The sequence below is a fragment of the Aureimonas glaciei genome (genome assembly GCF_014643375.1).
Lineage (GTDB): Bacteria > Pseudomonadota > Alphaproteobacteria > Rhizobiales > Rhizobiaceae > Plantimonas > Plantimonas glaciei.
On record NZ_BMJJ01000008.1, the window covers coordinates 84,985 to 110,293 of the forward strand.

Consider the following 25,309-nt stretch of genomic DNA (forward strand, 5'->3'; position numbering starts at 1 on the left):
GCGTCCCGCCGCAGCGTGCGCCAAATGGGCGGCCCTCGGGTTGCGAGGGACGGCAGGCTTGCTTAAGACGGATGGATCACACCGGATGCGGCGCCGTGACGGCGTATCCTCCCGATGAAGGTGCCAGAAGGACAGCCGGAACGAATGACAGCCAGCCTGCCATCCCCCGACGCCTCCCTGTCCGGTCTGCTCACCCTCCTGCTTCTCGGTCTGCCGCTTGCCGGAGCGCTGCTGGCCGCGCCGCTCGCGCGCCTCCTCGGCAGCCGCGCCGCCTGGATCCTCGCCCTCTTCCCCGCTGCCGCCTTCCTGATCCTCTGCGGCGAGGCGGATGCGGTGCGGCAGGGCGCGGTGCTCCTGTCCGGCTTCGACTGGATCCCCTCCTACGGCATGCGTTTCTCCTTTCGCCTCGACGGGCTGTCGCTGGTATTCGGCCTGCTGATCACCGGTATCGGCACGCTGATCGTCCTCTACTCAGGCGGTTACCTCACCGGACACCGCGATCTCGGGCGGTTCTTCACCTTCATCCTGTTGTTCATGGCGGCGATGCTGGGGCTCGTCCTGTCCGACGACCTGATGACGCTCATCGTCTACTGGGAGCTGACCTCGATTACCTCCTTCCTGCTGATCGGCTTCGATCACGAGCGCGAGCGGGCGCGGCGAGGGGCGATCCAGGCACTGGTGATCACCGGCGGCGGCGGCCTCGCGCTGATGGCCGGGCTCGTCCTCATCCGCGAGATCCTCGGCCTGACGTCGATGACGGAGGTTCTCGCTTCCGGCGACGCGCTGCGCGACAGTGCCTTCTACCTGCCGATCCTCCTGCTCGTTCTCGGCGGCGCCTTCACGAAGTCGGCGCAGATGCCGTTCCACGTCTGGCTCCCCAACGCGATGGAGGCGCCGACGCCGGTCTCGGCCTATCTGCACTCCGCCACCATGGTGAAGGCCGGCGTCTATCTCCTGATGCGCCTCAACCCGGCGCTCGGCGAGACGCTTCTGTGGGAGACGATCCTGCCGCTGTTCGGCGGCGTGACCCTCGTCGGCGGCGCGCTGCTCGCTTTGCGCCAGACTGACCTGAAGCTGATCCTCGCCTATACGACGGTTGCCTCGCTCGGCCTTCTGGTGATGCTGATCGGCGTCGGCAGCGCCTTGGCGCTCGAGGCGGCGGTGCTCTATCTCGTCGCCCACGCTTTGTTCAAGGGCGCCTTGTTTATGGTCGCCGGCAGCGTCGACCATGGCGCGGGTAGCCGCGATCTCCTCAAGCTCGGCGGGCTTCGCCGGGCGATGCCGATCACCTTCGCGGCGGCCCTCCTGGCCGCGCTCTCCATGGGCGGCGTTTTGCCGTTCTTCGGCTTTCTCGCCAAGGAAGTGATCTACGAAGCGACGGCGTCCGCCGACTGGCGCGGCATCGTCCTGACGCTGACGGCGATCGCCGGCAATGCCCTGATGTTCGCCGCCGCGTTTCTCGTGGCGCTGAAACCCTTCGTCGGGGAGAAGCCGGCGGCGCTCGACCATCCGCACGAGGGGCCGGTGCTGATCTGGATCGGGCCCCTGGTGCTTGGTCTCGCCGGTCTTTTCGCCGCGCTCGTTTCCGGCACGACGCATGAGTGGCTGACGAGCCCGATGGCGTCGGCCGTCATCGGCACGCCGGTGGCGATCACGATCTCGGCCGTGCCGCATCTTGGCCTAGCCTTCGCGCTGTCGATGCTGACGCTCGCGATCGGCGCCGGGCTCTACCTCGCCGCGGGCCCGATCCGGTCCGCGGTGGATGGCGCGCTGGTGCGGATCGGCTGGGGGCCGGACCGAGGCTTTGACCAGGCGATGCGGGGGCTCCTGAAGCTCTCCTTCGCCGTGACGGCGAAACTCCAGTCCGGCCGGCTCGACCGCTACATGACCACGGCCTTCGTCGTTATCGCGGCCGCCCTGCTGGTGCCGATGGCGGTGACCGGCGCGTGGCCCTCGGTGCCGGCGATGCCGCAGCTGACGGTGTCGGAATGGGCGGTGTCGGCGCTCCTCGTCGTCGGCCTGGTCTCGGTCGTGGTCGCGCGCAGCCGGCTGACGGCGATCGTCTCCCTCGGCATCCAGGGCTTTGCTGTGGCGCTGCTGTTCATCCTTCTGGGCGCACCGGATCTTTCCTTCACCCAGTTCATGATCGAGACGCTGTCGGTGGTGATCCTGGCGCTGGTTATGACCCGCCTGAAGCTCTGGGTCGAGGACCGCCGGCCGCTGCGCGAGACGCTTCACGACGCGGCGATCGCTGCCGTCGCCGGCATCGGCATCGGCCTGCTGCTCCTGAGGATCACGCAGGTGCCGTTCGATCCCGTGATGTCGGACTTCTTCACCCGCTACAGCTATGCGATCGCGCATGGCCGCAACATCGTCAACGTCATCATCGTCGACTTCCGCGGCATCGATACGCTGGGCGAGATCGCCGTCGTAATGACCACGGGCCTCGCCATCCTGGCGCTGATCCGCATCCGCGTCAGCAAGCGGCGGGTCACGGCCGCCGATCCGACGGAGGCGACGCCATGAACTCCGTCATCTTCCGCTTCACGGCGCCTTACCTCACCAGCCTCATGCTGCTGTTCTCGGTCTTCGTCCTCCTGCGCGGGCACAACGAGCCGGGCGGGGGCTTCATCGGCGGGCTGGTCGCGGCCTCGGCGATCGCCATCTACGGCCTGGCCGGCGGCGTCGCCTCGGTGCGGCGGGCGCTCTATTTCGATCCGATGACGCTGGCCGCGGTCGGCCTGATCATGGCCGTGCTCGCCGGCTGCGCCTCGTTCGTGGCAGGAATGCCTTTCCTGTCGGGCCTGTGGTCGTTTCCCGCCATGCTCGACGGCTTTGCAATCTCGACGCCCCTGTTCTTCGACATCGGCGTCTATCTCGTCGTCCTCGGCGCGGTCTCCTCGATCGCGCTGACGCTGGCCGAAAGCGAGGACGCCTGATGGAAACCGTTCTCGCCTTCCTCGTCGCCGTAATGTTCGCCGTCGCGGTCTATCTGCTCCTGTCGACGCACATCATCCGAATGCTGCTCGGCATCGTCCTGCTCGGCAATGCGGTGAACCTGTCGATCTTCACCGCCGGGCGCGTGTCGACGATCGTGCCGCCGATCATCCCGGGCGGGCTGACGGTTCCCGATGGCGTCACGGCCAATCCGCTGCCGCAGGCGCTGATCCTGACGGCGATCGTGATTTCCTTCTCCTTCTTCGCCTTCCTCCTGGTTCTGGCCTTCCGTGCCTATCAGGACCTCGGCACCGACGACACCGACCGCATGCGCGTCGCCGAACCCGAGGGGGAGGGGCTGCCGCCCCTCGGTTACTGATGGCCGTCTCGCCCGATCTCGCCGCCCTCAAGGCGGTCGCCATGGTGCCGCCGGTCCTGCCGGCGGACTATCTCCTCGTCCTGCCGGTGGTGCTGTCGATGCTGTTCGGCGCGGTGCTCCTGTGCCTGCGCAAGCGCACCCACCTGCATCCGCCCATCGCCCTTCTCGGCCTCGGCCTTATCTTCGCCATCGATGCCGCCGTGCTCTGGCAGGTGGCGGACGGGGGGCCGCGGACGATGATGATGGGCGCCTGGAAGCCGCCCTTCGGCATCGCCTTCACCGTCGACCTCATGGGCGCGCTGTTCCTGGCGACCGCCGGTCTCGTGGCGCTCGCCTGCGGCATCTATGCCGTCGTCTCGGTTCCCGGCACGCAGCGGCGCTTCGGCTTCTTCCCGTTCCTGTTCCTGATGATGGCGGGCGTCTCCGGCGCCTTCCTGACCGGCGACGTGTTCAATCTCTATGTCTGGTTCGAGGTGCTGCTGATCGGTTCGTTCGGCCTGATGATCCTCGGCTCCGAGCACGAGCAGCTCGACGGGGCGACGAAATACTGTTTTCTGAACCTCGTCGGGACGACGCTCTTCCTCATCGCGACCGGTTTTCTCTATGGCGTCTTCGGCACGCTCAACATGGCCGACATCGCGGTCAAGGCGGCGGCGCGGCCGGTCGACGGCGTGGTCGTCTCCATCGCCGTGCTCTATCTGACGGCACTGTGCATGAAGGCCGCGGCCTTCCCGCTGAACGCCTGGCTGCCGTCCTCCTACCACACGCCCCGCTTCGTCGTGTCGGCGCTGTTTGCGGGCCTTCTCACCAAGGTCGGCGTCTATGCGCTGATCCGCATCCTGTTCATGCTGTTTCCGCCGGAACAGGCGAGCCTGGCGCCCGTGATCGCCTGGATCGCCGCTGCGACTATGCTCGTCGGCGCCTTCGGCGCGCTGGCGCAGAGCGACATACGGCGGCTTTTGAACTATTTCGTCATCGCCGGCATCGGCACGATCCTCGCGGGATTGTCGCTGCCACCGCTGGTCTCCCCGCCTCTCGTCTCGACCGCGGTGGACACCGCTGCAGCCATGGCCGTGGCCGCGGCGCCGGTCACGTCAGCCCTGACGCTGGCGCAGGAGACCGGCTTGTCGAGCGCGATCTTCTATGCCCTCCATTCCATCGTGGTGATGACGGCGCTGTATCTGGCGGCGGGCGTGATGGTCCGACGCACCGGATCGGATTCGCTGCATGCTATGGGCGGTTTGTGGCGCCGGTCTCCCGGCTTTTCCGTGCTCGTCCTCGTGCTGCTGCTGGCCGCCTCGGGCCTGCCGCCGTTTTCCGGCTTCTGGCCAAAACTCGGCCTCGTCAGGGCGACCCTGGCGGGGGGCATGGGATGGCTGGCGGCGGTGATCCTGGTCTCCGGCCTGATGCTCACCATCGCCGCTGCGCGCGTCTTCGCTTTGGCCTTCTGGCGACCCTTGCCGGCCGGGGTCGGTCCTGACAGCGCCGTCGCGGACGACCGGCCGCGGCCCGGCCGCTTCTACGCCGGCCTGCCGCTGGTCGTCCTGGCCTTCGTCGCCGTGGCCGCCGGCCTCTACCCCGAGCCACTCGCGGCCTCCACGCGGGCGGCGGCCGCCTCGGTGCTCGATTCCGCCGCTTTCGTCCGATCGGTCTTCGGAGCCCTGCCGTGACGCTCTATCTGATCAATGTCGTCCTCGCCGTGATCTGGGCCGTCGTCACCGGCTCCTTCACCATCGTCAACCTGGTCTTCGGCTTCATTCTCGGGGCCTTTGCGCTCTATCTGACGCGCGACCAGATCGGCACGGCCGGCTACGCCCGCGGCAGCCGCCATGTGGCGTCGCTGACGCTGTTCTTCCTGCGCGAGCTGGTGCTCTCGGCCTGGCGGGTGGCCACGCTCGTGCTGGCGCCGAAGCTCGACCTGAAGCCCGGCATCTTCGCCTATCCCCTGACCGCCCGGAACGATCTGGAAATCACCCTGCTGGCCAACATGATCACGCTGACGCCCGGAACGCTCTCGGTCGACGTCTCCGAGGACCGGTCGACGCTGTATGTCCACGCGCTGGAATGCTCCGATGCCGACGGTCTCAAGCGCGATATCGCGGAAGGGTTCGAGCGCCGGATCCAGGAGGCCTTCCGATGACGCTGCACGGCTTCGCCCAGTCCTTCCTGTCGTTTGCCACCGACCTGTCGCTGGCGCTGCTGGCGCTCGCCCTGGTGCTGACGACGATCCGCATCATCCTCGGGCCGAGCCTGCCGGACCGGGTGCTCGGGCTCGACCTCCTGACCAGTCTCGCGGCCGGGGTCATCGCCGTCGTCGGGATCGACAGCGGCTTCACGCTCTATGTCGACATCGCCATCGCCCTCGGCCTCGTCGGCTTCCTCGCCACCGTGGCGTTCGCCCGCTTCATCACGGCGCAGGCGCGGGCGCATCCTCGCGATGCGGAAGAGCCGACGGGGCGCCTGCGGGACGGCACGGCAGAGAGCGAGGCGACCCCATGATCGGCGACCTCCTGACGATCCTCGCCGGCGTTCTGGTGCTGGCCGGTGCCGCCTTCGCGGCGATTGCCGGCGTCGGCATCCTGCGCCTGCCCGATCTCTTCACCCGCATGCACGCGGCATCGAAGGCCGGGTCGGTGGGCGTCGGTCTTATGCTGCTGGCGCTCGCCCTCGTCGCCAACGAGACGGCCGAGGCCCTTCGCGCCATCGCCGCGATCCTGTTCTTCCTTTTGACGACGCCGATCTCGGCGCATCTCCTGGCCAAGGCCGCCTATGCCGCGGGCTATCCCCTGTGGAAGGGCTCGGTGCTGGACGAAATGCCGCTCGGAGCCCGCCTGCGTCGCCCGGGTTCTGCCGACGACCGCGACCGCGGCGATCAGGAGACGCTGGCGATTTCCCGGCCCGAGGCGACGAAGCAGGGATTGGCGAAGTCCGCCTCGTCGTCCGAGCCGCGCCTGCCGTAGGTCAGCGACGTCCCGTCCAGCCGGCGGATGTCGCCGCCGGCCGCCTTCAGCACGGCGTGCGCGGCCGCGATGTCCCACTCCATGGTGCGGCCGAGACCGGCATAGACATCCGCCACCCCTTCCGCGATCCGGCAGTATTTCAGCGACGACCCCATGGGGATGACGGCGTCGAGCGCGAACTTCTCGAGAAACCGGTCGGTCGCCGACGTGCGGTGGGAGCGGCTGACCAGCGCGATGAGCTCTGCGGGTCGGACGCGCGCCCGGATCGGCCGGAACTCCGTCCAGGTGCCGTCGCGAAGCCGCCGGCTCTTGAAGGCCCCCGCCGGCGATCCGACGAAGAGTTCGCCATGAGCGGGCGCGAGGACCACGCCGCAGGCCGGATGCCCATCCTCGATCAGCGCGATATTGACGGTGAAATCGGGAACGCCGGCGACGAACTCCTTCGTGCCGTCGAGCGGATCGACCAGAAAGAAGCGCCGGCCGAGATCGGGGGGCACGTGTCCCGACGAGATTTCCTCCTCGCCCACCATCGCGATGGCCGGAAACTCGGCGGCGAGATGCCGGCCGATGAGGATCTCGGCGGCCCGGTCGTATTCGGTGACGGGCGAGGCGTCGGCCTTGGTCTCCTGCGCGCAGTCGGCGCCGAATCCCGCCAGGACGATCTCGCCAGCCTCCTTCGCCACGGCGATCAGGCGCGTCATCAGCCTGTCGGTTTCGATGGTCGGGGCGTCGGTCGGGCGGGACATACAATGGGCTCCTCTGTTCCAGTGGTGGCAAATCGACGCTTGGAGGTAAAGGGCTTGCGCCGACGCGACCGGTCGTGTTGCCCTCGCGGGCGAAAGATCTGACCCGGGCAGGCCCTGGTCGACGACGAACTGGCGAAAGGCTGGTGCGCGCATGGCAGGTGATTTTCGGCCCGCGGTCCTGATGGCGGCAGGGCTTCTTGGCGCCTTAGGCGTTGGCGGTGCGGCGCTGGCGGCGCATGGCGGCGACAACAGGCTGATCGCCATCGCCGCGGCGATCGCGCTGGTGCATGCGCCGTGCCTGATCGCGCTGGCCGCAGTGCCGGCGGAGAATCTGCGGCTCGCTATGCCGGCCGCGCTGCTGATGGTTGTCGGCACGCTCTTGTTTTCCGGCGATCTGGCGGCCCGAACCTTTCTCGGCGACCGGCTCTTCGCCAACGCCGCGCCGGCCGGCGGCATGATCCTGATCGGGGGATGGCTGCTGGTGGCGATCGGCGCCGGCCTCGCCGTCCTGCGCCGGCGACGGCATGAGAAGCTGCATGCCAGAGAGGGAATTCATGGGATTTGACGAGAACCTGTTCGCCGGCCGCCGCGTCATCGTCACCGGCGCCGGACGGGGCATCGGCGCGGCGGTGGCCCGCGCCTTTCTCGGCTGCGGCGCGACGGTCGTCGCCCATGCCGGCCGCAGCGACGCGTTCGTCGACCGTGACCTGACTCCAGGCCTCTCGGCGGACGCACTGGCGCGCCTGACGGTCCTTTCCGCCGATCTCGCCGAGCCGGGAAGCGGGGAGAGGCTGGCCGCTGCCGTCCTGGAGAGCGGCGCCGTGGTCGACGTGCTCGTCAACAATGCCGGCACCATGGGCGGGCGCATTCCCGCCGCCGACACGCCCAGCGCCTACGATACCGTGCTGGATCTCAACATCCGCTCGACCGTCGCCCTGACGGCCGCGCTTCTGCCGGCGCTGAGGGCGGCCGAGGGGGCCTCGATCGTCAACACCGTGTCGATCTCGGCGCGCACGGGCGGCAGCGCCGGTTCGTCGCTTTATTCCGGCGCGAAAGCCTTCGTCTCGACCTGGAGCCGGGCGCTGGCGCGCGAGCTCGCGCCCGACGGCATCCGCGTCAACGCCGTCTCGCCCGGCACAATCGCCACGGACTTCCACCAGCGCTATTCCTCGGCGGAAAAGCTGAAGGCGACGGCGGAGGCGATTCCGCTGAAGCGGCTCGGCACGCCCGAGGACTGCGCCCCAGCCTACCTCTTCCTCGCCGCCAACGGCCTGTCGGGCTACATCACCGGGCAGGTGATCGAGGTGAATGGCGGCCAGTTCATGGGGTGAGGCGGCCTGACTGCCACGGCCCCGAAGCCGTTTGGGCGGTCCCGGGGCCGGATGGTCAGACTGCCGCGATGACGATGACCTCGACGAGATAGTCGGGCGTCGCGAGCTTCGATTCGCCGGTGGCGCGGGCCGGGGGATTGGCGGGGTCGACCCAGGCATCCCAGACGGCGTTCATCTTGCCGAAGTCGGCGATGTCGGCGAGCCAGATGGTGGCGTTGAGGATTTTTGACTTGTCGGTGCCGGCGAGCGCCAGAAGCCGGTCGACCTCGGCAAGTGCCGTCATGGTCTGCGCGGTGACGTCGTCGCCGGCGGTGCCGACCTGGCCGGCGAGGTAGACGGTGTCGCCATGGACAACGGCGGCGGACATGCGCGTTCCCGGCTCGATGCGGCGGATGGTCATGGTCTCTCTCCTTGTTGCGGATGGCGCCTGCCTAGCAGGGCTTCGTCCCGGCTTGAAGCGCCAATCCGCCCGGGGCCGCGTGGCCCGGACGATCGAGGCGCGCCGAGCCGGCTGGCATCGTCGCGCCGTTGCAGCTAATCCATGCGCTGTCCAGGCCGGGAAGGCATGGCCGCGACACCGTCGCCGTCGCCGCGGCGTGTCAGGCGCGGTGGGCCGGACGAGGACAGGGAGCGGGACATGGGTGTTGTGATCGTCGGGGGCGGCCAGGCCGGATTTCAAGTGGCGGCGAGCCTGCGGCAGGGCGGTTATGCCGAGGCCATCGTCCTCGTCGCCGGCGAGAACCGCGTTCCCTATCAGCGGCCGCCGCTGTCGAAAGCCTATCTGAAGGAGGCGATGGGCTTCGACCGGCTGGAACTGCGTCCGGAGAGCTTCTACGCGGCACAGGCGATCGATCTGCGGCTCGGCGAGACGGTGACCGCCATCGACCGCCCCGCCGGCACGGTCGCCCTCGCTTCCGGCGAACACCTCGCTTTTGATCATCTCGTGTTGGCGACGGGCGCGCGCAACCGGGTGCTGCCGATTCCCGGCGCCGCGCTGGAGGGCGTTCATCTCCTGCGCAGTGCCGAGGATGCCGAGACGCTGCGTGAGGCCCTGCAGACGGCGCGGCGCATGGTCGTCGTCGGCGGCGGCTTCATCGGCCTTGAAGTCGCCGCATCCGCCCGGGCGAAGGGCATCGAGGTGACGGTGCTGGAAGCGGCCGACCGGCTGATGGGGCGGGTCGTCTCGCCGGCGACCTCGGCGTTCTTTCTCGACGCCCATCGCGCCATGGGTACCACCATCGCCTTCGGCGCGAAGGTCGGCGCGATTCTGGGCGAGAGCCGGGTGACGGGCGTCGCCACGCAAACCGAGGAATATCCCGCCGACCTCGTCCTGATGGCGGCCGGCGTTCTACCCAATGACGATCTGGCCGGCGCAGCGGGGCTGGTGACGGCCGGCGGCGTGCGGGTCGATACGTTCATGACTACGGACGACCCGCGCATCTTCGCGATCGGCGACTGCGCCGTCTTCCAGAGCCGGCACGCCGATGGCCCGATCCGGCTGGAGTCCGTACAAAACGCGGTGGACCAGGCCAAATGCGTGGCCGCGCGGATCCTGGGTGGCTCTACCCCTTACGACAGCGTGCCCTGGTTCTGGAGCGACCAGGGTCCCTACAAGCTACAGATCGCGGGCATCACCAGCGCCGCCGATCATGTGCATGCGGTCCGCCTGCCCGGGGAAGACCGGTTGATCACCTACTGTTTTCAAGGCGACAGGCTGCTGGGGATCGAAACGGTCAACCGTCCCGGCGACCACATGGCGGGTCGCCGTCTGCTGTCCGGCGAGCTGCGGCTGTCGCGCGCCGAAATCGAAAAGGGCGACTTCGATCTGCGCGCCCATACCGCCGCCCTGGCAAAAGCCTAGCGCCGAAACCTCAGACCTGGAGGCCTGACCTTTTCGCGGGCGTCAGACGCGCGTCCAGCGCTGCGTCTTGCACAGCACCTTCAGAACGCAACCGGTCATCTTCAGCGTGTCGCCCTCGATCACCGCTTCGCCCTGATAGGTCTTGTCGTCGCGCGGGTCGGTCACCGTCCCGGCGTAGTTGCCTTCGCTGCCGTTCATCACACCGGCATCCTTGCCGCTATGCTGGCCGCTGACGACGGTGGCGCAGAAGCCGGCGCTGCAGGACGTCACCTCGACGATGCCGCCGCCGGGGGCACGCCATTTGCCGAGGATCGGCTCGTCGGCCAGGGCGACCGAGGCGGTGGAAAGGACGAGAAGGGCGGCGAGGAGCTGTTTCATCGGAGTCTCGTTTGGGTTCGGAGGATCGCAGAGCGTCAATCGCAGACAAGCCGCGGGGCGCCGGTGGGTTCCCGATCTCACGCCTTTGTCAGCATCGCTCGGCGATTTTGCTCGAGGCTCAATTTTCGCGACGCGGACGGGAGAGTGGCGTCGCCCTGTTCCTTCGATCAGGCGGCGAGGGCCGGGAGGCGCACGCCCCAGGCTCTACAGGCGGGCGAGAAGCTCCGTCTTCTTGGCGGCGAATTCCGCCTCGGTGAGGATGCCGGCATCGCGCAAGTCGGCGAGCTGGCGGATGAGCTCCAGGGGATCGCGGGCCGTTGATCGGGCGTCGGGCGCGGCTTGGACAGGGGATGGCGGATGCTCCGGCGAGACGGACGGCCTTTCGCTGGCGCCCGCCTCGATTTTTCCGCCAGCGCCGCGCGGTGTTTTCGGATCCGACGGTCTCTGTCGGTCGGGGTCGCCGGAATCGCCCGGCGCCGCGCTTCCAGCCGATGCGCCGCCGTCCACTTCGGGCAGAGCGTCGAGGCCGACCTCGCCGTGCTGGCTGGTGAAGCGGAGCGAGGAATGGGCGCCCTGCTGCTGGGAGATACCGCCGATGCGGTGCTCTCCACTATCGTGCACGCTCACTTTGCCGCCGCGTTCGATCGCGACGCGCCGGGCCGCGGGAAAGATGGCGTAGCGCAGGCCGTTCTGTGCACCGCTCGATTGGGGCTGGCCGAGGCCGGATGGCCACCACGCCCCGTTCTTTCCGTCGCGGGAGACGGAGCCTCCGGTCTCTCCGCCGGAGTCGCGCGGCACCGCCGCGCCGGGGTCTGCACCCGCGGCGCCGGCCGATCCGCTTTCACCCGGCGATGTCGGCTGGATGGCCCCGCGCTGGGCCGCCTCGGCGAGGGCTTCGGCGAGGGAGCGCACCCGCGCCTTCAGGCCGTCGTTGAACATGTCGGCGACCATCAGCATGCCGCCCTTGACCCACTGGCCCTGGCCGCCGAGATCGCGGTGGTTGAACTGGGCCATCGAGCCGACCCCGCGCGTGATCGCCTCGGCCATGGCAAGGCCCGCCTCCGCGCTGAAGCCGTTCTTCGCCGCGATCTCGGCGATCCTGCGCTGGGCTTCCGCCGACCATTTCTCCGTCATCGTCGTTCCCTTCGGCCGCCGGGCGGCTCCCCATCGTTATTGCGAGCGCATTTCCTGCTGTCGCATCGGCATGCCATCAATCAGTCCGAACAGCGCTGCGGCCGAGATCGGCGCGGTCTCGCGTACCTTCACGCCGCCATCCTTGCCGACGAGCAAGGCCACGAAAGGCACGTCCGGCGCCACTTCGAACTGCCGACGCAGCGCCTCGGACGAAGGTGTTTCGTCCATGGCGGCTCCCGACGCCTTCACGGCGCCCTCGCCCGAAACGAGGAGGACGACCATGTCCCGCTCGACCAGGCCCCGGGCGGGCAGGGCGGCCAGTTGGCGCGCCGCGGCAGCCTTGTCGCGGGCGAAGACCACGAAAGCACGCTTCTCCCAGCGCAGCGCATCCAGGGGGCCGGCTGATCCGGGCTGTGGCATGGCAAGCGCTCCCATAGCGAGACCTCCCAAGAGGGAGACGGCAAAGCGGATCGAGGTTCCTGATCGGGTCGTCATCCCAGCACAATACCCGACCGGACGCCGGGTTCCCGGCGGCCGCGCCGGCGCGAACCCAAACGCTTTACCGCCACATCGCTTGCGCCTTGGCCCGCACGTCGATCCGCGGCCCGTCGCGCGGCGCGCGCAGCGGGCCGGTGCCCCGGTCGACCACCGGCCAGGGGACGACGGCGAAGTGCTTCAGCAGGGCATCGGGGACGAAGCGGGTGCGCGCGGCATAGACATGCCGGTCGCCCCGGGCGCTCTGGCCATGGGTGAAGAAGCGTTGCGGCACGACGAGGCTGAGGTCGTCCTTGGCGCGCGTCATCGCGACATAAAGCAGCCGCCGCTCCTCCTCGATTTCCTCCGAGGTGCCGGTCCCGAGGTCGGAGGGGATGCAGCCGTCGACGGCGTTGAGGACGAAGACCGATTTCCACTCCTGGCCCTTGGCGGAATGGATGGTGGAGAGGATCAGATAGTCCTCGTCGCGCAGCGGCACGCCGGCCTGGTCGCTGGTGGCGTCAGGCGGGTCGAGGGTCAGCTCCGTCAGGAATTTTTCGCGTGACGGGTAGCCCGCCGCGATCATTTCGAGCTGCAGCAGGTCGGCGCGGCGCGTGGCGGCGTCCTCGTGCAGGCGGTCGAGATGGGGTTCGTACCAGAGCCGGGCGCGGCCGAGATCGGCCGGCCATGCGCCTTTCCCGGCGGCGATTTCACCCAGCGCGTCGAGGAGCCCCGCCCAGTGTGCGCCGGCCCGGGGCGGCGGCGGTGCGTCATGGAAGGCCGCCATCGCGTCGGCGGCATCGGTGACGTGGTCGAGCACGCGCTGTGCGGCGGTCGGGCCGACGCCCGGCAGAAGCTGCAGCAGCCGGAAGCCGGCGACGCGGTCGCGCGGGTTCTGGGCAAAGCGCAGCACGGCGAGGAGGTCCTTCACGTGCGCGCTGTCCAGAAACTTCAGGCCGCCGAACTTGACGAAGGGAATGTTGCGGCGGGTCAGTTCGACCTCGAGCGGACCGGCATGATGCGAGGTGCGAAACAGGACGGCCTGGCTCTTCAGCGGCGTGCCGGCCTCGCGGTTCTCTAGGACGCGCGTGGCGACGAAGCGCGCCTGCTCGCTCTCGTCGCGCACGACGACGATCGCAGGCGCCTCGCTGCCGGCGCGGTCGGTCCAAAGGTTCTTGGTGAAGCGCTCGGCGGCGAGGCCGATGACAGAGTTGGCGGCGCTGAGGATCGGCTGCGTCGAGCGGTAGTTGCGCTCCAGCGTGACGATCTCCGCCGGCGGGGTGAACAGGCCGGGAAAATCCAGGATGTTGCGGATCTCGGCGGCGCGGAAGGAATAGATCGACTGCGCGTCGTCGCCGACCACCGTCAGGCCGCGCCCGTCGGGCTTCAGGCCGAGGAGCACCGCCGCCTGCAGGCCGTTGGTGTCCTGGTATTCGTCGACCAGCACATGGTCGAAGCGCCCGCCCATCTCCTCGGCGAGGAAGGGATCGGCGACGGCGGCGGCCCAGTAGAGCAGGAGATCGTCGTAGTCTAGGACGTTCTGCTGCGCCTTGGCCGCGCCATAGGCCTCGAACAACGTCGCGAGTTCCTCCATCCAGTCGCCGCACCAGGGAAAGTTGCGGGCGAGCACGTCGGCGAGCGGCGCGCGGGCGTTGACGCAGCGCGAGTAGATGGCAAGGCAGGTCGCCTTGGCCGGAAACCGCGTCTCGGTGCGGGAGAAGCCGAGCTCGTGCCGCACTAGGTTCATGAGGTCCGCGGAATCCTCGCGGTCGTGGATGGTGAAGCCGGGATCGAGCCCGAGGTCGGCGGCATGCTCGCGCAGGAGCCGCGCGCCGATGCCGTGGAACGTGCCGGCGTAGTTCAAGGCCCCGACCATCACCGCCGCGTCCTTGCCCATGACCGCGGCGGAAATCATCTCGACCCGGCGCGACATCTCCGCCGCGGCCCGCCGGGAGAAGGTGAGGAGCAGGATGCGGCGGGGATCGGCCCCGCTGACGATCAGATGAGCGACGCGGTGCGCCAGCGTATTGGTCTTGCCGGAGCCGGCACCGGCGATGACCAGAAGCGGCCCGGCGGCGGGCAGGCCGCCGGGGCCGACGCCATGCTCGGCGGCCAGGCGCTGCTCTGGATTGAGCGTGTCGAGATAGGCGGCAGGCATGGTGCGAATCGTCCGGGGATCGGAAGGGGACGATCCCTGTTTCCTGTTTTGTTCGCAAGTCTTTGTGGCTCGCCGCCGCCGCTGTTCCCGCCGCCCGCCACGCGCCCGCGGCGGGCGAACGGCGGGGGCTTGCCCCCGGCACCCGCCGCGAGCAGGCTTCCGGTGGCGCGTGTCCTATCCGCAAGCCGGATTTCCTGATTGGATGCTTGCGTGAACACCCAGCCCGGAGCCCGCTCATGTCCATCTTTACGCTGGCCCTGCTCATCGGGCTCGTCGCCGGCCTTCGCGCGATGACGGCGCCGGCCGCCGTCAGCTGGGCCGCGGCCTGGGGCTGGCTGCCGCTGCAGGACACGCCGCTCGCCTTCCTCGGCTACACCTTCACACCCTGGATCTTCACGCTGCTCGCTGTGGCCGAACTCGTCACCGACCAGCTGCCGTCGACGCCGAGCCGCAAGGTGCCGATGCAGTTCGGCGCGCGGATCGTCATGGGCGGGCTCTGCGGCGCCGCTTTCGGCGCGGCGGGCGGCTCGCTCCTCGGCGGCCTGGTCGCGGGCGTGATCGGCGCGGTTCTCGGCACGCTCGGCGGGGCCGAGGCGCGCGGCTGGCTGGCGCGGGCTTTCGGGCGCGATCTGCCGGCGGCGCTGGTCGAGGACGTCGTCGCCATCGGCGGCGCGTGCCTGATCGTCGGCATGCTGGCATGACCGAGCGCTTCGACGCCATCATCGTCGGCGCGGGGCAGGCGGGACCGCCGCTGGCCGGCCGGCTGACCGGGGCAGGGATGACGGTCGCCCTCGTCGAGCGCGGGCTTTTCGGCGGCACCTGCGTCAACACCGGCTGCACGCCGACGAAGACGCTCGTCGCCAGTGCCGCCGCCGCGCATGCGGCGCGCCGGGCCGGCGATTTCGGGATCCGCATCGAGGGCGGGATCGCCGTCGACATGGCCGCCGTGATGGCGCGCAAGGACAGGATCGTCGCGGCCTCGCGCGACGGCGTGCGATCCTGGCTGGAGGGGATGGAGGGCCTGACGGTGATCGCCGGCCACGCCCGCTTCGTCTCGCCGACGGAGATGGACGTGGAGGGGCGCCTGTTGTCGGCGCCGATGATTTTTCTCAATGTCGGCGGCCGGGCCGTCGTCCCGGATTTTCCGGGCGTCAACGACGTCGCGACGCTGACCAACACGTCGATCCTCGCCCTCGACCACGTGCCGCCGCATCTCGTCGTCGTCGGCGGCAGCTATGTCGGGCTCGAATTCGCGCAGATCTTTCGCCGTCTCGGGTCCCGGGTGACGGTGGTCGAAAAGGGGCCGCGCCTGATCGGGCGCGAGGACGACGACGTCTCCGACGCGGTCAGGTCGATTCTCGAGGCCGAGGGCATCGCCGTCAGGACGCACGCCGAGTGCATCCGGTTCGCGCCGCGCGGGACGGACATCGCCGTCGGCGTCGACTGCACCGAGGGCGAGCTGGACGTGGTCGGTTCGCATGTGCTGCTGGCGGTCGGGCGGCGCCCGAACAGCGACGATCTCGGGCTCGACCGGGCCGGCATCGCGGTCGACGAGAAAGGCATGATCATCGTCGACGACGATCTGCAGACGTCCGTCCCCGGCATCTTCGCGCTCGGTGACTGCAATGGCCGCGGCGCCTTCACCCACACCGCCTATAATGATTTCGAGATCGTCGCCGCCAATCTCCTCGACGGCGGCGAGCGCCGCGTCAGCGACCGCATCCCTGCCTATGCGCTCTACACCGACCCGCCGCTCGGCCGGGTCGGCATGACGGAGACGGAGGCGCGGGCGAGCGGGCGCCGCATCGCCGTCGGCCGGCGGCCGATGACGCGGGTGTCGCGCGCGGTGGAGAAGGGCGAGGACCGCGGCCTGATGAAGATCGTCGTCGACCGCGACAGCCAGGAAATCCTCGGCGCCGCCATTCTCGGCGTCGGCGGCGACGAGGCGATCCACGGTGTCCTCGATATGATGAACGCCGGAGCGCTCTATCCGCAGCTGCAGCGCGCCGTGCCGATCCACCCGACGGTCTCGGAGCTCATTCCGACCCTGCTCGGAGAGCTGAAGGATTAGCGGAACCGCTTGCCAGGGCGGGCGCGATGGACGACGCTGCCGGCGTCGCCGAGGAGATTCCGACATGGCAGAGGCATGGCCCGACATCCCCTACCTGCCCTGGCGCGACAGTTGCGCGGCGCTGCATCTCTGGTCGCAGATCGTCGGCAAATACCGGCTGGCGAACACGCCCTGGATGAACCATTCCTGGCACGCGACGCTCTATGTCGACGCGCGTGGGCTGACCACGGGGCTGGTGCCGGACGGACCGGGGATCGAGATCGCCTTCGACTTCCAGCGCCACGCGCTGATCGGCATCACCACCGACGGGCGCAGCGCCGAGTTTCCGCTGGGGGCGATGTCGGTCGCCGACTTTCGCCGGCAGTTTCTCGATCTCCTGGCCATGCTCGGCGGCAATCCCGTCTTCAACGGCCGGCCGAACGAGGTGGTGGCGCCGGTGCCGTTCGCCGAGGATTTTGCCGAGCGCCCCTATGACGGCGAGGCCGTCGCGCGCTTCTTCGACGCCTGCGTGTCCGTCGTCCGGGTTTTCAAGCGCTTTCGCACCGGCTTTCTCGGCAAGGTCAGCCCGGTCCATCTGTTCTGGGGCAGTTTCGATCTGGCGGTGACGCGCTTTTCCGGCCGTCCGGCGCCGCTGCATCCCGGCGGCGTGCCGGCGCTGCCCGATGCCGTGACGCGCGAGGCCTACAGCCACGAGGTCTCCTCGGCCGGCTTCTGGCCGGGCGGCGGGGGCGTCGACTACCCCGCCTTCTATTCCTACGCCTACCCGCCGCCGCCCGGCTTCTCGCAGGCGATCGTCGCCCCGGCCGAAGCCTTCTTCCATGAAACCCTCGGCGAGTTTCTCCTGCCCTACGACGCGGTGCGCCGGGCCGCCGATCCCGAAGCCATGCTGATGGCCTTTCTCGGCAGCACCTACCGCGCCGCCGCGGACGCCGGGAAGTGGGATGTTGCCGCGCTGGAATGCCTGCCGGGCGTGCCTGGCGTGCCGCGGGCGGTCCGCTGACGGCCGGGTGACCTGGGCTTTCCGATCTTCGGCCGCGGAAAGGGCGCACGACGCGCCAGTGGCGAAGGACGCTGGAATGGGGGGCGGCTGGCGTACTGCTCTACGCTCTCGTCCCGCTGACGGGCCGGCGGCCTAAACTGCTGCGCCGACGATCGCCGGCGCCGGTCAGTCGTTTGCGCCGACTGGCGGGGCGTCGCCCGCAAAAGCCGGAGCGGGGCCGCCGGGAGCCTCCTCCGCGCGGGGCTTGGGCATCCGCGCATCGTAGAGCGTGACGTCGCGCTGCGGAAACGGCAGGGTGACGCCGTTCGCCTTGAACGCATCCCACAGCGCCAGAAAGACCGCGCCCTTGACGTTGGTGAGACCGGCCTGCGGATCGCGGATCCAGAAACGCAGCACGAAGTCGATCGAGGAATCCCCGAACCCCGTGATCCAGCAGACCACCGGATTGGCCTCGACGACGCGCGGCACGCTGGCGACCGCCGCTTTGGCAAGCGCGATCACCGCGTGCGGGTCGCTGTCGTAGGCGACGCCGAATTTGACGTCGATGCGCACCAACTCGTTGGTGAAGGACCAGTTGATCACCTGATTGGTGATGAAATCCTCATTGGGGATCAGGAACTCGCGGCCGTCGCGCGTCACCACCGAGACGAAGCGGGCGCGCAGCTCGCGGATCCAGCCGAAGGTCTCGCCGAGCGAAATGGTGTCGCCGGGTTTGATCGAGCGGTCGAGCAGGATGATGATGCCGGAGATGAAGTTAGAGACGACCTTCTGCAGGCCGAAGCCGAGGCCGACGCCGATCGCGCCCGACAGCACCGTCAGGGCCGTCAGGTCGACGCCGGCCACTGCGAGCGCCACGGTGAGCGACAGGAGGATGAGGCCGATGCGCAGGAATTTGCCGATGAGGACGCGCAGCGTCGGCGTCAGCTCCTCGCTGCGCCGGACTCGCGCGTCGAGAAACTGGCCGATGACGGAGGCGAGCCACAGCGTCCCGGCGAGGAGGGCGACGGTCTTGATCGCCAGCAGCAGCGAGATGCGGGTGGCGCCGAAGGTGACGGCAGCGCCATCGAGGGTGACGGCGACCGGCTCCAGCCAATGCAGGATCGACAAAGCGGCGAAGGTCCAGGCGACGAGGGTGATCAGCCGGGCGAGCAGGCGGTTGCGGATGATCCGCGAGGCCACGGCGATAACGAGAAAGGCCAGCGCCAGCTTGAGGACGACGGCGATGATCTCGGACGCCGGCCCGCCGGCCGCGGCATCGACGAGGCTGGCCATCCAGACCAGCAAGACGAAATAGACCAGCCGCATGCGCCGCCGGATGGCGGCGACCAGCCGGAGCACCCGGGGCGCCCCCTTGATCCGGCGGGCCTGATCCTCGATGGCACCGCGGCTCAGCCTGTCGAATATGGTGGCGAGGATGAAGCAGACGGCGACGACCGCCATCTGGAACAGCGAGGAGGGCTCGTGGAAGAAGTCGAGCAGATCGCGGCCGATCGCCTCGGCGCGCTCTGCGAATTGGCGGAGCATTTCCTGATTCATTCCGGTCCCCGTCGACGATCGGTCCCGCGCCGAGCTCCGAGGCGGTCACATCGAACGACGCCCTGTCGTTCCATCCCATCATTGCCGGGAAATGCCAATCGCCCGGCGGCATCGGAACGGTTCCTGGGCATCGATCGTCTGCCGTCGTCGTTCGGATTGGATCGAAGCATTCTTGACCAGATGATCAAAAAATTTGACGGTCGCGAAATTTGCGATCATTCTAATCTGAGAGCCCGTCGGCCGGTTTCGTGCCGGGCAAGAAAGGCGTTTTCGGATGAACGAAGCATCGCTGCCGCGGCCCGATATTTCAGCCCATCGCCTCGATGACGAAACGCTCGCGCGGCATTTCGCCGATCTCCATCCGCCGCTCGACCGGCACGAGGCGGCCGTCGAGGCGGATCGCTGCTATTTCTGCTACGACGCGCCCTGCATGACGGCCTGCCCGACTTCGATCGACGTGCCGCTGTTCATCCGCGAGATCCAGGCCGGCAATCCTCTCGGCGCGGCAAAGACCATCCTGGATGCTAACATACTGGGTGGTATGTGCGCCCGCGTCTGCCCGACCGAGACGCTGTGCGAGGAGGTCTGCGTGCGCCAGGTGGCGGAGGGCAAGCCGGTGAAGATCGGCATGCTGCAGCGCTATGCTACCGACCACCTGATGGCGCGGGGCGACCATCCCTTCACGCGGGCCGCGGTGACCGGCAAGCGGGTCGCCGTCGTCGGCGCCGGGCCGGCGGGCCTTTCCTGCGCCCACCGCCTCGCCATGCTGGGGCATGACGTGACCATCTACGACGCCCGCCCCAAGGCCGGCGGCCTCAACGAGTATGGTATCGCTACCTACAAGGCGGTCGACGATTTCGCGCAGGCCGAGGTGGCCTTCCTGCTCGGGATCGGCGGCATCGCCATCGAGACCGGCAAGGCGCTCGGCCGCGATTTCTCGCTCGCCGATCTCAGCCAGGAATTCGACGCGGTGTTTCTCGCCCTCGGCCTTGCCGGCGTCAACGCGCTGGGGATCGCGGAAGAGGACGTGTCCGGCATGCAGGATGCGGTCGACTGGATCGCCGGCCTGCGACAGGCGGACGATCTCGCCGGTCTGCCGATCGGCCGGCATGTCCTCGTCATCGGCGGCGGCATGACCGCGATCGACGCGGCCGTGCAGGCCAAGGGGCTCGGCGCGGAGACGGTCACTGTCGCCTATCGGCGCGACCAGGCGGCGATGAACGCCTCGGCCTTCGAGCAGGAGCTGGCGCAGACCCGCGGCGTGTCGATCCGCTGCAACATCAGGCCGGTGCGGATCGCGACCACCGGCGGCTCTGTCCAAGGCGTCGAATTCGAGCGCACGACGACGCTGGGCGACACGCTCGTCGGCACCGGCGAGACGCTCGTCATCGCCGCCGATCAGGTGTTCAAGGCCGTCGGCCAGCTGTTCGTCGCCGATCCCGTCGGCGAGACCGGGGCCTCGGTGGCGCTGGAGAAGGGCCGCATCAAGGTCGATGCCGACGGGCGCACCAGCCTCGCCGGTGTCTGGGCCGGCGGCGACTGCGTCACGGGCGGCGAGGATCTGACGGTCGTCGCCGTGGCTCATGGCAAGCGCGCCGCGCTCGATATCGATGCGGCGCTCCGCCAGAAGCCGGGTCTCGCCGCCAGTCTCGGCCGCGCGCTGTCGTCGGCCGTCGCGCGTCTCACCCCCGCAGAACCTTCCTGAGGAGCATGGCGATGGCCGATCTTTCGACGCGCTTTCTCGGCATCTCCTCGCCCAATCCGTTCTGGCTCGCCTCGGCGCCGCCGACGGACAAGGAATACAACGTCCAGCGCGCCTTCGAGGCCGGCTGGGGCGGCGTCGTGTGGAAGACGCTCGGCGAGGGCGATCCCGTCGTCAACGTCAACGGCCCGCGCTACGGCGCCATTCACGGGCCGGACCGGCGCCTCCTCGGCTTCAACAACATCGAGCTGATCACCGACCGCGCGCTCGACCTCAATCTCGAGGAGATCGCCCGGGTCAAGCGCAACTGGCCGGACCGGGCGATGATCGTCTCCCTGATGGTCCCTTGCGAGGAGAAGAGCTGGCAGCAGATCCTCGCTGTCGTCGAGGAGACCGGCGCCGACGGCGTCGAGCTCAATTTCGGCTGTCCGCATGGCATGAGCGAGCGCGGCATGGGCTCGGCCGTCGGCCAGGTGCCGGAATACATCGAAATGGTGGCGCGTTGGTGCAAAGAGCATTCGCGCTTGCCCGTCATCGTCAAGCTGACGCCCAACATCACCGACATCCGCTATCCCGCCCGCGCGGCGAGAGCCGGCGGCGCCGACGCGGTGTCCCTCATCAACACCATCTCCTCGATCGTCTCCATCGACCTCGACAATTTCGCGCCGACGCCGACCATCGACGGCAAGGGCAGCCATGGCGGCTATTGCGGCCCGGCGGTGAAGCCGATCGCGCTCAACATGGTCGCCGAGATCGCCCGGGACGTGGCGACGCGCGGCATGCCGATCTCGGGCATCGGCGGCATCACCACCTGGCGCGACGCGGCCGAATACATCGCGCTCGGCTGCGGCACGGTGCAGGTCTGCACCGCCGCCATGACCTACGGTTTCAAGATCGTCCAGGAAATGATCTCCGGTCTCTCCGACTGGATGGACGAGAAGGGTTACGCCACGATCGAGGATTTTCGCGGCCGCGCCGTGCCGAACGTCACCGACTGGCAGTATCTCAACCTCAACTACGTCACCAAGGCGCGGATCGACCAAGACAAATGCATCTCCTGCGGCCGCTGCCACATCGTCTGCGAGGATACCTCGCACCAGGCGATCACCAGCCGCGTCGACGGCATCAGGCGGTTCGAGGTGATCGATGCGGAATGCGTCGGCTGCAACCTCTGTGTCAGTGTCTGCCCGGTGGAGGACTGCATCACCATGGAAGCGATCGCCGGGATCGACCCCCGCACCGGCAAGCCCATCGAGCCCGCCTATGCCAACTGGACGATGCATCCCAACAATCCCATGGCCAAGCTCGCCGCCGAATGATCCGGCGCCTCGGCGCGGGTACGAAGACCGTAACTTAACCTTCTGGAAAAGCCTGAAGTCTAAGGTCTGGGGCGAGACCGGTCGCAGCGTGCCCCGATGAAGGATCGTTGCCGAGCGTCATCAGGGGCCTCGATGTCGATCAATCTGAAGCTCATCCTCGGTTGCATGGCCTTCGCGCTGTTCACCATTGCGTTCGCGGTGGTCAGCCAGCGCGCCCATGTCGACCTGCATTCATCCTTCGCGCAGGATCTGGCGCCGCGGCAGCAGTCGATCCGTGATCTGCAGGACGGACAGCGACGGGCGGCCCTCCTCGAGGCCGTTCTTTCCCGCGGCGCGGCGACCGGGCCGGACCAGGCCCTGTCCGATGCCGACCGTGCGCTGGTTGACGACGCGGTGAAGGACATGCTCGCCAGCGCCCAGGCGGCCGGCGGCGCTGCGGTCGACGGCAAGGCCTCCCCGATGCGGGATACGATCGTCAATGCCTTGCTGCGTCTCCAGGCGACAGGAGGGGACATGACGCTGCGCCTGGCGCTGCGCGAGACGGCCAAGCTCACAGAGGCCTTCGACGCTGCTACCGCCCGGACCAGCCAGGATCTCGAGGAGCGACAGGACCAGTTTGCGGCCCGGCTCGAGGCCGCCAGCCGCGACGAGATCGTCTTCCTCGGCGCCACCCTGGCGGGCGTAATGGCCCTGGCCTTCTTTCTGTCGCGGTCGCTCGTGCATCGCGTGCGCCAGGCCACGGCGATGATCGCCGCCATGGCGGGCGGCAACCTCGCGCGGCAGCGCACGACGGATTCGACGCGGGAATTTGCGGCCCTCCATGCGGCGCTGGAGACGCTTCGCACCGGCATCGTCCAGCAGAGCCAGAGCCAGGAACGGCTGCTGCTCAGCCAGGCGACGTCGTTCGGCACCACCCTCGAGACCCACCAGAACCAGTTCGGCGCCGCCCTCAACAACATGACCCAGGGTCTGTGCATGCTGGATGCCGGGCTGAACCTCATCGTCTTCAACGAACCGTTCTCGCGCCTGTTCTCGAACTTCAAGCTCGGCGCGCCGGCACAGGAGGTTCTGGCCGATCCGCGGTTCCATCACTTCCTGGCACCGCACGAGACCGGCATGTTCGTCCACGAGATGCCGAGCGGGCAGCTGCTCCAGGTCAAGCGGCGCGGCGTGCGCGGCGGCGGACTGGTGATCACCTTCGACGACGTGACCGAGCAGCACAAGACATCCCAGCGGCTCGAGCACCTCGCCGGTCACGACGCCCTGACGGGCCTCGCCAACCGCCGGCGCTTCCGCGACAACCTTCAGGAGGCGCTCGGCGACAAGGCGGCTTCCGGCCAGCTCGCCGTCGTCTATCTCGACCTGAACGGATTCAAGTCGATCAACGACATCTTCGGCCACCTCGTCGGCGATGCCCTGCTCCAGGCCGTCGGCCGCCGCCTCGTCGACATCGTCCCGCTGGGCGACGGCGTGGCCCGGCTCGGGGGGGACGAGTTCGCGATCATCCAGAACAGCGGTGTACAGCCGGAAGCGGCGGAGGATCTGGCCGCCGCTATCCTCAAGGCCTTCGAAATCCCTTTCGAGGTCGACGGGCGGCAGGTGACGATCGGCCTGAGCATGGGCATTTCGGTCAACGCACGCGGTGTCCAGGACGCTGCGGCGACCGCCGATACGGTGATGCAGAACTGCGACCTGGCATTGCACGACGCCAAGGTCAGGGGCAGCGAGGACAGCGACTATCGCTTCTACGCGCCGCATCTGCGCGAGCAGCTGCTGCAGCGACGGGCCATGGAGGGCGATCTCCGGCACGCGCTCAAGCGCGGCGAGCTCGAACTGGCCTATCAGCCCTTCGTCGATGCCGACAGGGCGGCGGTGTCGGGCTTCGAGGCGCTTTTGCGCTGGCGCCATCCGGTCAAAGGGATGATCCCGCCCAACCAGTTCATTCCGATCGCGGAAAGCATCGGCCTCATCACAGAAATCGGCCTGTGGGCGCTGAAGACGGCCTGTGCCGAAGCCGCGGGATGGCCGGGCGATCTCGCCATTTCGGTCAACCTCTCGCCGGTCCAGTTCAAGAGCAAGACGCTGGTCGACGACGTGACGGCGGCGCTGCGCGATGCCGGCCTTTCCCCGCGGCGGCTGCAGCTGGAGGTGACGGAATCGCTGTTCATCGACCAGGCGGAGGACGTGCTGGCGACGCTGACCGCCCTGCGGCGCCTCGGCACCCGCATCTCGATGGACGATTTCGGCACCGGCTATTCCTCGCTCGGCTACCTCACCCGCTTTCCCTTCGACAAGATCAAGATCGATCAGTCCTTCGTGCGGGACATCGACAAGCCCGAGAGCCTGGCCGTCATCCGCGCGGTCATCGGGCTCAGCCATTCGATGAAGATGGCCGTGATCGCCGAGGGCGTCGAAACACCGGCGCAGTACCAGCTGCTGCACCGGGAAGGGTGCCGCGAGATGCAGGGTTACCTGTTCAGCAAGCCGCAGCCGGCTTCCGCCTTGCCGACCCTGCTGATGCGGATCCCGCTCGACTGGCCGATGCTGACGGAGGAGACGCTCCCCGCCCGGCCGCGCAGGCTCAGCCTCGCCTGACGCGCCTGTCGCCCTCCGGCGGCGACCCGGCGGGGGGGGGGGCGCGAGCTCCTCAGGGGCGCGGTCGGATGCCGTTCAGGATGATCGAGAGCACCGCCTGGGCCGTCTGCTCGCGAAAGCCTGGTTTGCCGACCTGTTCGCCGAGGATGGCCCTGACCTGCACGTCGAAATCGGCATAGTGCTGCGTTGTCGCCCAGATCATGAAGATGAGGTGATGGGGATCGACCGGCGCCAGACGCCCTTCGCTCACCCACTGCCCGATCACCGCCGCCTTGGCCTGGACGAGACGTTTCAGGCGGGTGGACAGGAAGCCGCCGATCGCCGGGGCGCCGGCCAGGATCTCGTTGGCGAACAGCCGCGACGCCTCCGGTCTCTCCGCCGACAGTTCGAGCTTCTTCGAAATGTAGCGCCTGAGTTCCTCGATCGGGTCGCCGTCCGGATCCAGTGATTCCAGCGGCGCCAGCCAGGCGTCGAGGGTCAGTTCCAGCACGGCGGCGTAGATGTCGCGCTTGCGCCTGTAATAGTAGAGGAGGTTCGGCTTCGACATGCCCGCCCGCTCGGCGATCTGGTCGACGGTCGAGCCCTTGAAGCCATGGACCGAGAACACGTCGAGCGCCGCGTCGAGAATGATGCCGCGGTTGATCGCCTGAATGCGTGTCGGCTGGCGTTCGTCCTCCGCCAGGCTGTCCACCGCCGTCTCGGTCTTGACGTCCATCGTCCCACCGTCT

At 68.6% G+C, this 25,309-nt stretch carries 24 protein-coding genes; 16 read left to right on the forward strand and 8 right to left on the reverse strand.

Features of this window, described 5'->3' with window-relative positions; all coding sequences use genetic code 11:
- The first annotated feature begins 144 nt into the window (after positions 1-144).
- The 7 genes from IEX88_RS16325 to mnhG are packed head-to-tail and all read left to right on the forward strand — an operon-like array spanning position 145 to position 6,276.
- Positions 145-2,526, forward strand: a complete 2,382-nt coding sequence (locus tag IEX88_RS16325) for a putative monovalent cation/H+ antiporter subunit A (protein WP_188852628.1) — start codon at positions 145-147, stop codon at positions 2,524-2,526.
- The gene (locus IEX88_RS16330; RefSeq protein WP_188852629.1) at positions 2,523-2,939 is read left to right on the forward strand and encodes a Na+/H+ antiporter subunit B; all 417 of its coding nucleotides are present in this window, start codon (positions 2,523-2,525) and stop codon (positions 2,937-2,939) included. Before IEX88_RS16325 ends, IEX88_RS16330 begins: the two co-directional genes overlap by 4 nt.
- The gene (locus IEX88_RS16335; RefSeq protein WP_188852631.1) at positions 2,939-3,316 is read left to right on the forward strand and encodes a Na+/H+ antiporter subunit C; all 378 of its coding nucleotides are present in this window, start codon (positions 2,939-2,941) and stop codon (positions 3,314-3,316) included. Before IEX88_RS16330 ends, IEX88_RS16335 begins: the two co-directional genes overlap by 1 nt.
- Positions 3,316-4,986: a proton-conducting transporter transmembrane domain-containing protein gene (locus tag IEX88_RS16340; protein WP_188852633.1), complete on the forward strand. Its 1,671-nt coding sequence runs from the start codon at positions 3,316-3,318 to the stop codon at positions 4,984-4,986. The genes IEX88_RS16335 and IEX88_RS16340 overlap by 1 nt, the downstream gene beginning before the upstream one ends.
- Positions 4,983-5,456, forward strand: coding sequence for a Na+/H+ antiporter subunit E (locus IEX88_RS16345; protein WP_188852635.1), 474 nt, complete (start codon positions 4,983-4,985; stop codon positions 5,454-5,456). Before IEX88_RS16340 ends, IEX88_RS16345 begins: the two co-directional genes overlap by 4 nt.
- Positions 5,453-5,815 carry a cation:proton antiporter gene (locus tag IEX88_RS16350; protein ID WP_188852637.1) on the forward strand — a complete coding sequence of 121 codons (363 nt, stop codon included), beginning with the start codon at positions 5,453-5,455 and terminating at the stop codon, positions 5,813-5,815. The genes IEX88_RS16345 and IEX88_RS16350 overlap by 4 nt, the downstream gene beginning before the upstream one ends.
- Positions 5,812-6,276: a monovalent cation/H(+) antiporter subunit G gene (mnhG, locus tag IEX88_RS16355; RefSeq protein ID WP_188852639.1), complete on the forward strand. Its 465-nt coding sequence runs from the start codon at positions 5,812-5,814 to the stop codon at positions 6,274-6,276. Before IEX88_RS16350 ends, mnhG begins: the two co-directional genes overlap by 4 nt.
- On the opposite strand, the gene cysQ is transcribed toward mnhG, so the two are convergent.
- Positions 6,189-7,022: a 3'(2'),5'-bisphosphate nucleotidase CysQ gene (cysQ, locus tag IEX88_RS16360; protein ID WP_188852641.1), complete on the reverse strand. Its 834-nt coding sequence runs from the start codon at positions 7,020-7,022 to the stop codon at positions 6,189-6,191. The genes mnhG and cysQ overlap by 88 nt on opposite strands.
- A 151-nt stretch (positions 7,023-7,173) precedes the next feature.
- On the opposite strand from cysQ, the gene IEX88_RS16365 reads away from it, so the two are divergent.
- Positions 7,174-7,587, forward strand: coding sequence for a DUF423 domain-containing protein (locus tag IEX88_RS16365; RefSeq protein ID WP_188852643.1), 414 nt, complete (start codon positions 7,174-7,176; stop codon positions 7,585-7,587).
- On the forward strand, positions 7,559-8,353 hold the full coding sequence (locus tag IEX88_RS16370) for an SDR family NAD(P)-dependent oxidoreductase (RefSeq protein WP_244640251.1): 795 nt from the start codon (positions 7,559-7,561) through the stop codon (positions 8,351-8,353). The genes IEX88_RS16365 and IEX88_RS16370 overlap by 29 nt, the downstream gene beginning before the upstream one ends.
- Positions 8,354-8,408: 55 nt before the next feature.
- Here IEX88_RS16370 and IEX88_RS16375 read toward each other — a convergent pair whose 3' ends face one another.
- Positions 8,409-8,753 (reverse strand): RidA family protein, encoded by a 345-nt coding sequence (locus tag IEX88_RS16375; RefSeq protein WP_188852645.1) that lies wholly within the window; start codon positions 8,751-8,753, stop codon positions 8,409-8,411.
- Positions 8,754-8,990: 237 nt separating this feature from the next.
- Between IEX88_RS16375 and IEX88_RS16380 the strand changes: the two genes are divergently transcribed.
- Positions 8,991-10,214, forward strand: a complete 1,224-nt coding sequence (locus tag IEX88_RS16380) for an NAD(P)/FAD-dependent oxidoreductase (RefSeq protein WP_188852647.1) — start codon at positions 8,991-8,993, stop codon at positions 10,212-10,214.
- A 42-nt stretch (positions 10,215-10,256) separates the two neighbouring features.
- On the opposite strand, the gene IEX88_RS16385 is transcribed toward IEX88_RS16380, so the two are convergent.
- The 4 genes from IEX88_RS16385 to IEX88_RS16400 form a co-directional block, all read right to left on the reverse strand.
- Positions 10,257-10,592 (reverse strand): DUF2147 domain-containing protein, encoded by a 336-nt coding sequence (locus IEX88_RS16385; RefSeq protein WP_188852649.1) that lies wholly within the window; start codon positions 10,590-10,592, stop codon positions 10,257-10,259.
- 204 nt (positions 10,593-10,796) lie between these two features.
- Complete coding sequence (locus IEX88_RS16390) at positions 10,797-11,726, reverse strand: SHOCT domain-containing protein (RefSeq protein WP_188852651.1); 930 nt, start codon at positions 11,724-11,726, stop codon at positions 10,797-10,799.
- Positions 11,727-11,762: 36 nt separating this feature from the next.
- On the reverse strand, positions 11,763-12,146 hold the full coding sequence (locus IEX88_RS16395) for a DUF4174 domain-containing protein (RefSeq protein WP_244640253.1): 384 nt from the start codon (positions 12,144-12,146) through the stop codon (positions 11,763-11,765).
- Between the two features lie 139 nt (positions 12,147-12,285).
- Positions 12,286-14,358 (reverse strand): ATP-dependent helicase, encoded by a 2,073-nt coding sequence (locus IEX88_RS16400; protein WP_188852655.1) that lies wholly within the window; start codon positions 14,356-14,358, stop codon positions 12,286-12,288.
- A 236-nt stretch (positions 14,359-14,594) separates the two neighbouring features.
- Between IEX88_RS16400 and IEX88_RS16405 the strand changes: the two genes are divergently transcribed.
- The 3 genes from IEX88_RS16405 to IEX88_RS16415 all read left to right on the forward strand — a co-directional run bounded on the left by IEX88_RS16405 (position 14,595) and on the right by IEX88_RS16415 (position 17,429).
- A complete protein-coding gene (locus IEX88_RS16405; protein ID WP_188852657.1) occupies positions 14,595-15,059 on the forward strand; it encodes a DUF4126 domain-containing protein in 465 nt (154 codons plus the stop codon).
- Positions 15,056-16,429: an FAD-containing oxidoreductase gene (locus tag IEX88_RS16410; protein WP_188852659.1), complete on the forward strand. Its 1,374-nt coding sequence runs from the start codon at positions 15,056-15,058 to the stop codon at positions 16,427-16,429. Before IEX88_RS16405 ends, IEX88_RS16410 begins: the two co-directional genes overlap by 4 nt.
- Positions 16,430-16,493: 64 nt before the next feature.
- A complete protein-coding gene (locus IEX88_RS16415) occupies positions 16,494-17,429 on the forward strand; it encodes a DUF5996 family protein (RefSeq protein WP_188852661.1) in 936 nt (311 codons plus the stop codon).
- 165 nt (positions 17,430-17,594) lie between these two features.
- Here the strand turns inward: IEX88_RS16415 and IEX88_RS16420 are convergent, their stop codons facing one another.
- Positions 17,595-18,953 carry a mechanosensitive ion channel family protein gene (locus IEX88_RS16420; protein ID WP_244640255.1) on the reverse strand — a complete coding sequence of 453 codons (1,359 nt, stop codon included), beginning with the start codon at positions 18,951-18,953 and terminating at the stop codon, positions 17,595-17,597.
- Between the two features lie 286 nt (positions 18,954-19,239).
- On the opposite strand from IEX88_RS16420, the gene IEX88_RS16425 reads away from it, so the two are divergent.
- The 3 genes from IEX88_RS16425 (at position 19,240) to IEX88_RS16435 (ending at position 24,581) form a co-directional block, all read left to right on the forward strand.
- On the forward strand, positions 19,240-20,670 hold the full coding sequence (locus IEX88_RS16425) for an NAD(P)-dependent oxidoreductase (RefSeq protein ID WP_188852665.1): 1,431 nt from the start codon (positions 19,240-19,242) through the stop codon (positions 20,668-20,670).
- Between the two features lie 11 nt (positions 20,671-20,681).
- Positions 20,682-21,986 carry an NAD-dependent dihydropyrimidine dehydrogenase subunit PreA gene (preA, locus tag IEX88_RS16430; RefSeq protein ID WP_188852667.1) on the forward strand — a complete coding sequence of 435 codons (1,305 nt, stop codon included), beginning with the start codon at positions 20,682-20,684 and terminating at the stop codon, positions 21,984-21,986.
- A gap of 132 nt (positions 21,987-22,118) precedes the next feature.
- A complete protein-coding gene (locus tag IEX88_RS16435) occupies positions 22,119-24,581 on the forward strand; it encodes a GGDEF domain-containing phosphodiesterase (protein ID WP_188852669.1) in 2,463 nt (820 codons plus the stop codon).
- A gap of 52 nt (positions 24,582-24,633) precedes the next feature.
- Here the strand turns inward: IEX88_RS16435 and IEX88_RS16440 are convergent, their stop codons facing one another.
- Positions 24,634-25,296, reverse strand: a complete 663-nt coding sequence (locus IEX88_RS16440) for a TetR family transcriptional regulator C-terminal domain-containing protein (RefSeq protein WP_188852671.1) — start codon at positions 25,294-25,296, stop codon at positions 24,634-24,636.
- Positions 25,297-25,309 lie beyond the last annotated feature (13 nt).

Excerpts from the sequence above, each read along its gene's own strand:
- IEX88_RS16325 (WP_188852628.1), top strand. The coding sequence starts at position 145 with ATGACAGCCAGCCTGCCATCCCCCGACGCCTCCCTGTCCGGTCTGCTC.
- IEX88_RS16330 (WP_188852629.1), top strand. The coding sequence starts at position 2,523 with ATGAACTCCGTCATCTTCCGCTTCACGGCGCCTTACCTCACCAGCCTC.
- IEX88_RS16335 (WP_188852631.1), top strand. The coding sequence starts at position 2,939 with ATGGAAACCGTTCTCGCCTTCCTCGTCGCCGTAATGTTCGCCGTCGCG.
- IEX88_RS16340 (WP_188852633.1), top strand. The coding sequence starts at position 3,316 with ATGGCCGTCTCGCCCGATCTCGCCGCCCTCAAGGCGGTCGCCATGGTG.
- IEX88_RS16350 (WP_188852637.1), top strand. The coding sequence starts at position 5,453 with ATGACGCTGCACGGCTTCGCCCAGTCCTTCCTGTCGTTTGCCACCGAC.
- mnhG (WP_188852639.1), top strand. The coding sequence starts at position 5,812 with ATGATCGGCGACCTCCTGACGATCCTCGCCGGCGTTCTGGTGCTGGCC.
- cysQ (WP_188852641.1), bottom strand. The coding sequence starts at position 7,022 with ATGTCCCGCCCGACCGACGCCCCGACCATCGAAACCGACAGGCTGATG.
- IEX88_RS16365 (WP_188852643.1), top strand. The coding sequence starts at position 7,174 with ATGGCAGGTGATTTTCGGCCCGCGGTCCTGATGGCGGCAGGGCTTCTT.
- IEX88_RS16370 (WP_244640251.1), top strand. The coding sequence starts at position 7,559 with ATGCCAGAGAGGGAATTCATGGGATTTGACGAGAACCTGTTCGCCGGC.
- IEX88_RS16375 (WP_188852645.1), bottom strand. The coding sequence starts at position 8,753 with ATGACCATCCGCCGCATCGAGCCGGGAACGCGCATGTCCGCCGCCGTT.
- IEX88_RS16380 (WP_188852647.1), top strand. The coding sequence starts at position 8,991 with ATGGGTGTTGTGATCGTCGGGGGCGGCCAGGCCGGATTTCAAGTGGCG.
- IEX88_RS16385 (WP_188852649.1), bottom strand. The coding sequence starts at position 10,592 with ATGAAACAGCTCCTCGCCGCCCTTCTCGTCCTTTCCACCGCCTCGGTC.
- IEX88_RS16390 (WP_188852651.1), bottom strand. The coding sequence starts at position 11,726 with ATGACGGAGAAATGGTCGGCGGAAGCCCAGCGCAGGATCGCCGAGATC.
- IEX88_RS16395 (WP_244640253.1), bottom strand. The coding sequence starts at position 12,146 with ATGCCACAGCCCGGATCAGCCGGCCCCCTGGATGCGCTGCGCTGGGAG.
- IEX88_RS16400 (WP_188852655.1), bottom strand. The coding sequence starts at position 14,358 with ATGCCTGCCGCCTATCTCGACACGCTCAATCCAGAGCAGCGCCTGGCC.
- IEX88_RS16405 (WP_188852657.1), top strand. The coding sequence starts at position 14,595 with ATGTCCATCTTTACGCTGGCCCTGCTCATCGGGCTCGTCGCCGGCCTT.
- IEX88_RS16410 (WP_188852659.1), top strand. The coding sequence starts at position 15,056 with ATGACCGAGCGCTTCGACGCCATCATCGTCGGCGCGGGGCAGGCGGGA.
- IEX88_RS16415 (WP_188852661.1), top strand. The coding sequence starts at position 16,494 with ATGGCAGAGGCATGGCCCGACATCCCCTACCTGCCCTGGCGCGACAGT.
- IEX88_RS16420 (WP_244640255.1), bottom strand. The coding sequence starts at position 18,953 with ATGCTCCGCCAATTCGCAGAGCGCGCCGAGGCGATCGGCCGCGATCTG.
- IEX88_RS16425 (WP_188852665.1), top strand. The coding sequence starts at position 19,240 with ATGAACGAAGCATCGCTGCCGCGGCCCGATATTTCAGCCCATCGCCTC.
- preA (WP_188852667.1), top strand. The coding sequence starts at position 20,682 with ATGGCCGATCTTTCGACGCGCTTTCTCGGCATCTCCTCGCCCAATCCG.
- IEX88_RS16435 (WP_188852669.1), top strand. The coding sequence starts at position 22,119 with ATGTCGATCAATCTGAAGCTCATCCTCGGTTGCATGGCCTTCGCGCTG.
- IEX88_RS16440 (WP_188852671.1), bottom strand. The coding sequence starts at position 25,296 with ATGGACGTCAAGACCGAGACGGCGGTGGACAGCCTGGCGGAGGACGAA.